The following is a 235-nucleotide window of genomic DNA, read 5'->3' as shown; positions in this document are numbered from 1 at the left end:
GCACCGGTCAGCCGACCGTTACGCTGCATAACGATGTGCCGGTGATCTCCGTCGCCCCGGAAACCATCGATGAGAACTCCGCCACAGCGGGTACCGTCGCCGGCCGCTTCACCGCGACTGACGAAGAAACCCCACGCGAAGGTCTGACTGTTTCCTTCACCGGCAACAGCAACGTAGACGGCTACTACAGCCTGTCCGGCAATAACGTTGTACTGACCCAAAAAGGCGCCGACTT

General features: G+C 60.0%; 1 protein-coding gene. It reads left to right on the top strand.

Translation table 11 applies throughout. From position 1 onward, the window contains the following. Positions 1 to 235, top strand: a 235-nt coding sequence (locus J1G35_RS30790) for a hypothetical protein (protein WP_223016896.1), incomplete at both ends; no start/stop codon positions are given.

The organism is Pseudomonas sp. SH10-3B (assembly GCF_019891415.1).
GTDB lineage: Bacteria > Pseudomonadota > Gammaproteobacteria > Pseudomonadales > Pseudomonadaceae > Aquipseudomonas.
Note: the sequence above shows the minus strand (reverse complement) of the source record. Positions and strands in the feature narration are given on the sequence as shown.